We start from the raw sequence: 7,091 nt of genomic DNA on the forward strand, positions 1-7,091 counted from the left end.
GCGCGAGACGATGCCGTCGTGATCTTCCGTACCGCGGCGACGAGCGCCGCCCTCGCGATCGGCCTGGCCCTGGTGGGGGCCGTCACCGGACCCCAGTGGTCGCCCGTGCCGGTCACCGACCATCTCGAACCCACGACGTCGGACACGACGATCGGTGGTCAGGGGCCCGACGTCCAGCCGGTGGGGACGTACGAGGTCACGGAGACCCCGGTCGTCATCCGGCTCGACGGGACGAGTGTCGACGGGATCGTGCGCGAGCCGGTCGACGCCCCCGAGGGGCGCCCCGGGGTGGTGTTCCTCCACGGTGCGGGGACGGGGGCTGCGGACGAGGCGTTCGTCGACGTCGCGACCCAGATGGCGAGCGCCGGCGTCGTGACGCTCGTGCCCTCCAAGCGGCTCGACACGTACACGACGCGGCACCGCGACTACGTCGGCATGGCGGCGGACTACCAGCGCTCGGTGGACCTCCTGCGCACCCGGCCCTCGGTCGACCCCGAGCGGGTGGGGCTCTACGCCGAGTCGGAGGGCACGTGGATCGCACCGGTGCTGGTGGACCAGGACCCGGACGTCTCGTTCCTGGTCATGGTCTCGGCGCCCGTGGTGCCGCCGCGGCAGCAGGCGGGCTTCGCGGTCGACTCCTACCTGCGCAACACGGGGGTGCCGCAGGGAGTCTTCCGGGCGATCCCCCGAGCCGTGGGCATGGAGATGCCGGGCGGAGGGTTCGAGTACGCCGACTTCGACGTCACGCCCTACCTCGCGCGCCTCGACGTGCCGACCCTCGTGGTCTACGGCACGGCGGACCCGTCGATGCCGGTCGAGCAGGGCGCGCTGCGCATCATCGCGGAGGCCGGTGCGAACGGGAACCACGACGTGACGGTGCGCTACTACGAGGGCGCGAACCACGGGATCAAGATCGACGACGTCCTCGTGCCGGAGTTCGCGCGCGACGTCTCGGCGTGGGTCCAGGGACTCATGGGCACGGCGGGCGCCGCCCCGACCGTGGCGGGCGGCCAGCCGAACCAGCTCTACCTCGCGTCCGCCGTGCCCAACCCCCGGTGGTACGGGAACGGTGACATCGTCATCGGGTTCGTGATCGTGGGTGGTGTGCTCCTCGTGGTCGGTCCGCTCATGTGGCTCGTGACGGGCGTGGCACGCAGGCTGCGCCGCACGCCGCGTCCGGCAGGACGGCTCGCCGCGGGTCTTCGATGGCCGCTCGTGGGTCTCGCGGCGGGGTCCGTCGCGACGATGGTGGGCCTCGTCGTCTACCTGGTCTCGGTCGCGAGGCTCGCGCTGGACTACCGGACGGACGCGTGGGTGGTCCAGGGCGGATGGGTCGCGGTGCGTCTGCTGGGCCTGGCGACCGTCGTGGCGGCGGCGTTCATCATCAACCGCCTGTCGGACCTGCGGACGGCGCGCAAGGCGGTCGACGCCTCGGGCGGGGGCGTCGTGGTGCGCCCGGCGACCGGCGTCGGCGCCCGCACGACGCTGTGGGCGACCGTCGCGGGGTCGACGATCCTGCTCGTGACGCTGGCCTACTGGGGCGTGTACCAGCTGGGCATCTGATTCTCGGTCGTCGGCGCCTGGGGTCGTCCCGGCGCTTAGGGTCGTCCCATGGGACGACGTTCGCGGGGCACGGCCAGGTCGAGCGTGCGCGTCTTCGCGATCGAGGAGGTCGACGAGGACCTGAGCGGGCTGGACGGGCCCGGCCCGCGGTCGCACGGCGACGTGCCCGACGGTGCGTCGCCCGTCCAGGGGGCGGCCGTCGGCCGGGTGTCGCAGGTCGGCGCCGGTGACGAACCGCGCGTCGGCGAGCGGCCCGCCCGTCGAAGGTGGTCGCGCAGGGCACGCCTCCTCGTGGGGGCAGGGGCGTCTGTCGTCGCCCTCCTCGCCGTCGGAGGGGTCGTCCGTGGCGAGATGAACGAGTCTGCGCGCGTCGAGCGGGTGGTCGCCGCCGGGGGGATCAGACCGCTGGGCCCGGAGGTGGGAGTCCGGTGGCGGATCGAGCCGAGGTCCTCGGGCGACGACGGCTCGGGATGGTGGTTGTCACCCGTCGTGGTGGACGGGACGCTCGTCGCGCCCGGTAGCCCTGCGGTCGGGTACGACCCGACGACCGGGCGGGAGCTGTGGCGCGGTGCGCCCCGGCCGGCGTCGGACACGGCGCGGGTCACGACCGGGTGCACCGGCACCGGGACGTGGGAGGCGCAGGAGGACCCGTTGGTCTGCACGACGTTCGAGCTCCGGTCGGTCCCCACGGACGGGGCGACGTTCGAGCAGTCCCTCCCGGTGCGCATCGACGTCATGGTCGCCGCGACGGGGGAGCTCACGGGCTCCCGCACGTTCCGCGAGGGGACGCAGGGGGCGGCCGTCTTCGACGACGGCGTCGCCTCGGTCAGGTGGGGGGACGGCGGGCACGTGGTCGTCGACCTGGAGGACCTCGCCACGGGAGAGCTGCGGTGGTCGCGGGAGATCGACGAGGACCGCGGGAGCGGCCCGGGTGAGGACTACCTGGGACTGCAGGACGGTGGGTCGGTGCTCATGGTCGCGGTCGCGGGCCGCCTCGTGACGCTGGACGCGCAGGGCCGGACCGTGGACGAGGCCGAGGACTCGTGGACCAGCCCGTTGCGGGGAGGGCTCGCCGTCGTCCAGCATCCCGACGGCGCCTCGACCGTCCTCGATCCCGACGGGGCGGAGCTCTTCCGCACCCGGGGCACCGTCCAGGAGTTCGCCGTGACGGACGGAGGACCGTCGCGGGTGTTCCTCGTCACGGAGGGCGGCGGTCTCATGGACGAGTCCGGGAACATCGAGCCGCCGCGCACGACCGCCCTCGATGCGGCGACCGGACGGACCCGGTGGAGCGTCGACGGGGTCAGTGCCCCGGTCGCCCAGGTGGGCGAGGTCGGGATCCTGTCGGAGGCAGGTCGGCTGCGGGGGGTGGACCTGGGCTCCGGGAGACGGTTGTGGGAGTCCTCCGACCTCCTGGCCTACTCGTCGGCGTACACCGACGGGACGGACCTGTACCTCGTGGGGACGAGCGCGGGGGGCGGGACCCGGATCACGGCGGTCTCCGTGGACTCCGGGCAGGAACTGTGGTCGAGCCACCTCACCGATCTCTTCGTGTGGGGGGCCAGCGCGCGTGGGACGCTCGTCGTCGCGACCGACGACGGCACCCTGCTGGGCATCGGCTGACGGCCCGCCGGAGCTCCAGGTCGCGCGGACGGTCCGGCGCCATGTCGTGGCGCACCGCCGAGGTGGCGGCACCCCGCCCCGCCCGGGCGACGCATCGGGACTACCGTGGAGAGGTGGCTCCACGACGTCGTGAGCATGATGCCCACGCCGTCGAGCTGGTCGAGGTGGCCGAGCTCGACGACGACTTCGACGCGGGGCCGGCAGGGGCCACCGGACGGACGACGGGGAGCGGCGGAGCGCACCCGGGAGGCACCGCGGCCGGAAGGGCGGGGGCAGGCTCGTCGTCGGTCGGCGCCGGGCGGCCGCCGGGGGGAGCCGACATACCCGGCGCGCACGGCAGGACGAGGGGCCGGCCCGTCCGCGTGGTCCTCGCCGTGGTCCTCCTGGGCTGCGGCGTGGGGGCCTCGCTCGCGGTCGGGGCGGTACTGGAACGGGCGCGGGCGGACCGGGTGGCCGCGCAGGCCGGAGGGCTCTGGCCCGTCGCCTCCGAGCCTGCGAGCCTGTGGCGGGCCTCGACCGGTGAGGGGCTCCCCGCGGCCGTCGACGGGCAGGTGGTGCTCACCGGAGCGGAGGGGGCGGTGACTGCCCGGGACGTCACCACGGGCGACGAGCTGTGGACCGTCCACCTGCCGCCCGGGCCCACGACGTGCGGGCCAGATCTCCTCGACCCTGCCGTGCAGGGTTCGCCGCTCGTGTGCGTCACGGACCGGGGGGCGCCGGTCGGTGCCGGTCGGAGCGACGACGGGTTCCCGTTCCTCGTCTCGGTACTGGACCGGACCGGGCAGGTCGTCGGGTCCCGGGCGCTGACCGCCGGCGTCGAGGCGGCCGCACCGCTCGCGGGAGGGCGCGTCGCGACCGCTGCTCGTGGGGCGGACGGCGTCGTCGTGACGTGGGAGGGCGCGCTCGACGGTGCCGTCGAGCGGGTCCGCACCGTCGGTGTGGCGCCGGCTCCCGTGGACGCGGTCGGGTCCACGGGGGCCGAAGGGACCTCCACAGCAGACGCGCCCGTCGCGGACGTCGGCCTGGTCGTGGCGCGCGGTCTGCTGCACGTCCGTTCCGGCGACGTGTCGGAGACCTTCGACGCTGCGGGGGACTCGTCGGCAGAGTTCTCCAGCGCGCAGGCGCGCGGATGGTTGCGGGAGCGCGGCCTCCCGGGAGGCTCGTCGGCCAGGGTGGTCGACGACCGCCGGACCGGGCAGGAGGACCGCGTGGACGTGGTCGGGCCCGACGGTCGGCAGAGGTTCAGCGTGGCCGGGGAGCCGTTCGTGCCCCAGGTCACCGACGGCGGCCCTCCCCAGGTGCTCGTGGTCCGGATGCCCGGGTTCACGGGGTACGACGCGACCACGGGGCACCGTCTGTGGCATCGGGAGGAGTGGCCCGAGGTGCTCTGGCTCCAGACGGACGACGTCGTCGTGATGGAGTCGGGGTCGCGGCTGCTGGCGCTCGAGACCAGGACGGGCCGCGAGGTGTGGCAGCGCTGGTTGCCGACGGAGATCGTCCGGGTGTTCACCGACGGGGACTCGGTGCTGCTCGCGACGGTCGGCGACGTGCCCGGCGGGACGGACGGTGCCTCGACGAGCGTCGTGTCCGTGAGTCTCTTCGACGGCCGCACCGAGTGGCGCCGGACCCTCGACGGGGAGTACCACGAGGTCGTCTCCGCACAGGGGATGCTGTTCGCCCTGACGAGGACCGAGGTCGTGCGTCTGGGTCGTGGGACGCGCAGGTACAGAGTGGGAGACTTGAGCCATCGGTGATCTACCGGTAGAAACTGACGGGGCCGTCGTGGCCTGATCCGGCGCTCGACCGACACCGAGCCCGGGGTGATCTGTAGGGAGAACGCGATGACCAACGAGACCGACCCTGGGCCCGGCCCCGATCAGCAGCCACGCACTCCCGCCGGAGGGGCGCAGAAGGCTCCGTCGTCGGACGGGTCCGTGAAGGTGTCCGCCGCCGAGCCCGCAGGTGGTGCCGAGCAGAAGCCGGGACCGGCTGCCGGGAGCAACCCGTTCGTCGGTATCCCCGTGAGCGACTACGTGCGGGACGGCGTGGCGGCGCTGCTCCTGTTCGTCTCGCTCACGATGCCGTGGGACGCCGGGCACAAGGCGTCGGACAAGATCGAGGTCATCCTCGTCACGGTCGTCTCGCTCCTTTCGCTCGCCCTCCCGTACCTGGCACGGACCGGCGCTCTGCCGACGACGTGGACGGTGCACACGACCCGCCTCGCGCGTCTCGTCGCGAACGCCCCGTACGTGCTCCTGGCCGCGGTCTACGTCGTCCTGGACCTGGTGAACCGGTCGGTCGACAACGGGTGGGGTGGCGTCGGGACGGCGCTCTCGCTCGGCCTCGCGGGGGCGCTCCTGGCGGCCCAGCCGCGGCAGGCCGAGCTCGGCCCGGTCGAGCAGGACGCGGCGGTGTCGCGGCTCTGGTCGCTCGTGCTGACGGTGATCGCCGGTGTGGCGGTCGTCGGGGCGCTGGTCGCCTTCCTCCTCACCTTCTCCCTGGGGGTTCCCGTCCTGCTGGTGCTCCGGTTCCTCGTCGCCGGGGCCGTGACCGTGGCGCTCGTCGGGTGGCCCGTGTGGGGGATCCTGCGACGTGACGAGGCCTGGCGCCTGGTGCTCGTCGGGCTGGGTGTCGCCCTGGTGGTGCTGTTCGTGCTCAACACCAGCAACCTGCTGGTCAGCTTCGACTCCTTCGCGCTCGGGCAGTTCGGGCTGCTGCTGGTCCCGGCCGCGGCAGCGGTCGCGGCCTCGCCCGCCCTCGCCCGCACCACCGCATCGTCGTCCTCGCCCGTCTCGACCTGGGTCGCGGTCGCGGTGCACGCGCTCGACCTCGTCGTGGTGGTCGCCGTCGGGACCGCGCTGTCCGGTGTCCTCACCCTCGCAGACGGCGGTCGGGGCTCGATCCTGATCCTGTCGATCGTGTTCGGGCTGCTCGCCGCGGGCGCCGCGTTCGTGGCCCGTCGGTCGCTCGCGCGTGACGCGGTGGCCGGGCGGACGCTCGCCCTGGGCGCGGCGGGCGTCGTCGCGATCCTCGGCATCGTCCTTCTCATCGTCGCGACGAACCAGCCAGGTACGGGCTTCGGGACCTCGCTCCTGCTGCTGGCCTACGGGCTGCCGCTCCTCGTGGTGTTCGCCCTCACGGTCCCGGCCGAGGTCAGGACCCATTTCGCGGAGAACCGGCCCGCGTCGCCCGTCGGGTCGGACGCCGCGCCGAGCGCGTACGTCTGGCAGCCGCCCGCGCCGCGCCCGGCGCGTCCCAAGCCTGTGCCGGAGCCCGTCGCGGGCCCGTACGGCAGCGGCAGCTATGCGACCGGCCCGGACGGCTACGGTCCCGAGGCCGGCGAGCAGGAGCCCGATCCGGTCGCAGCCCCGTCGTCGCGCCCGACGCCCGCCCAGACGCCGGTGCAGGCCCAGCCGCAGCAGGCTCAGCCCGTGCAGCAGGTCCGCTACCAGCCGAGCCAGGGGCCGACGCAGCCCGTCCGGCAGGACCCCCAGCCGCAGCCCGCCCGCCCGGTCGAGCAGTACCAGCCGACGCAGGTCCTGCCGGCTCAGGGCGGCTCGTCGTCGCACCCCGTGCAGCCGGTCGTACCCGAGCGCTCGGGCTACGCGGCCCGGCCCGGCTACGCCGCACAGTCCGTGGGGGACACCGCGGTCCTGCCCCCGTACCAGGACCCGCAGCCGGTGGGGTTCAGCGCTGCTCAGGCGCTGGACCCGTCCACCCCGCTCGAGGTGCTCGCGCAGATCGTCCAGGAAGCACCGCACCTGCGGCCCCAGGTCGCGGCGAACCCGTCGACGTACCCCGCGCTGCTCGAGTGGCTCGGCAACCTGGGCGACCCGGCGGTCGACGCGGCGCTGCGTTCGCGCCGCTGACCGCCCTGGTGGTCTCGCCGTGAGGCGGGCCGACGG

4 protein-coding genes are annotated in these 7,091 nt (G+C 74.2%); all 4 read left to right on the forward strand.

Features of this window, described 5'->3' with window-relative positions:
• Positions 1-18: 18 nt before the first annotated feature.
• The 4 genes from H9652_RS05660 to H9652_RS05675 all read left to right on the forward strand — a co-directional run bounded on the left by H9652_RS05660 (position 19) and on the right by H9652_RS05675 (position 7,055).
• Positions 19-1,563 carry an alpha/beta hydrolase family protein gene (locus tag H9652_RS05660; RefSeq protein ID WP_191795387.1) on the forward strand — a complete coding sequence of 515 codons (1,545 nt, stop codon included), beginning with the start codon at positions 19-21 and terminating at the stop codon, positions 1,561-1,563.
• Positions 1,564-1,611: 48 nt separating this feature from the next.
• On the forward strand, positions 1,612-3,186 hold the full coding sequence (locus H9652_RS05665) for an outer membrane protein assembly factor BamB family protein (RefSeq protein WP_191795388.1): 1,575 nt from the start codon (positions 1,612-1,614) through the stop codon (positions 3,184-3,186).
• Between the two features lie 113 nt (positions 3,187-3,299).
• Positions 3,300-4,940, forward strand: coding sequence for an outer membrane protein assembly factor BamB family protein (locus tag H9652_RS05670; RefSeq protein WP_191795389.1), 1,641 nt, complete (start codon positions 3,300-3,302; stop codon positions 4,938-4,940).
• An 87-nt stretch (positions 4,941-5,027) separates the two neighbouring features.
• A complete protein-coding gene (locus H9652_RS05675; protein WP_191795390.1) occupies positions 5,028-7,055 on the forward strand; it encodes a DUF7937 domain-containing protein in 2,028 nt (675 codons plus the stop codon).
• Positions 7,056-7,091: the final 36 nt, after the last annotated feature.

The organism is Oerskovia rustica (assembly GCF_014836555.1).
Taxonomy (GTDB): Bacteria; Actinomycetota; Actinomycetes; order Actinomycetales; family Cellulomonadaceae; genus Oerskovia; species Oerskovia rustica.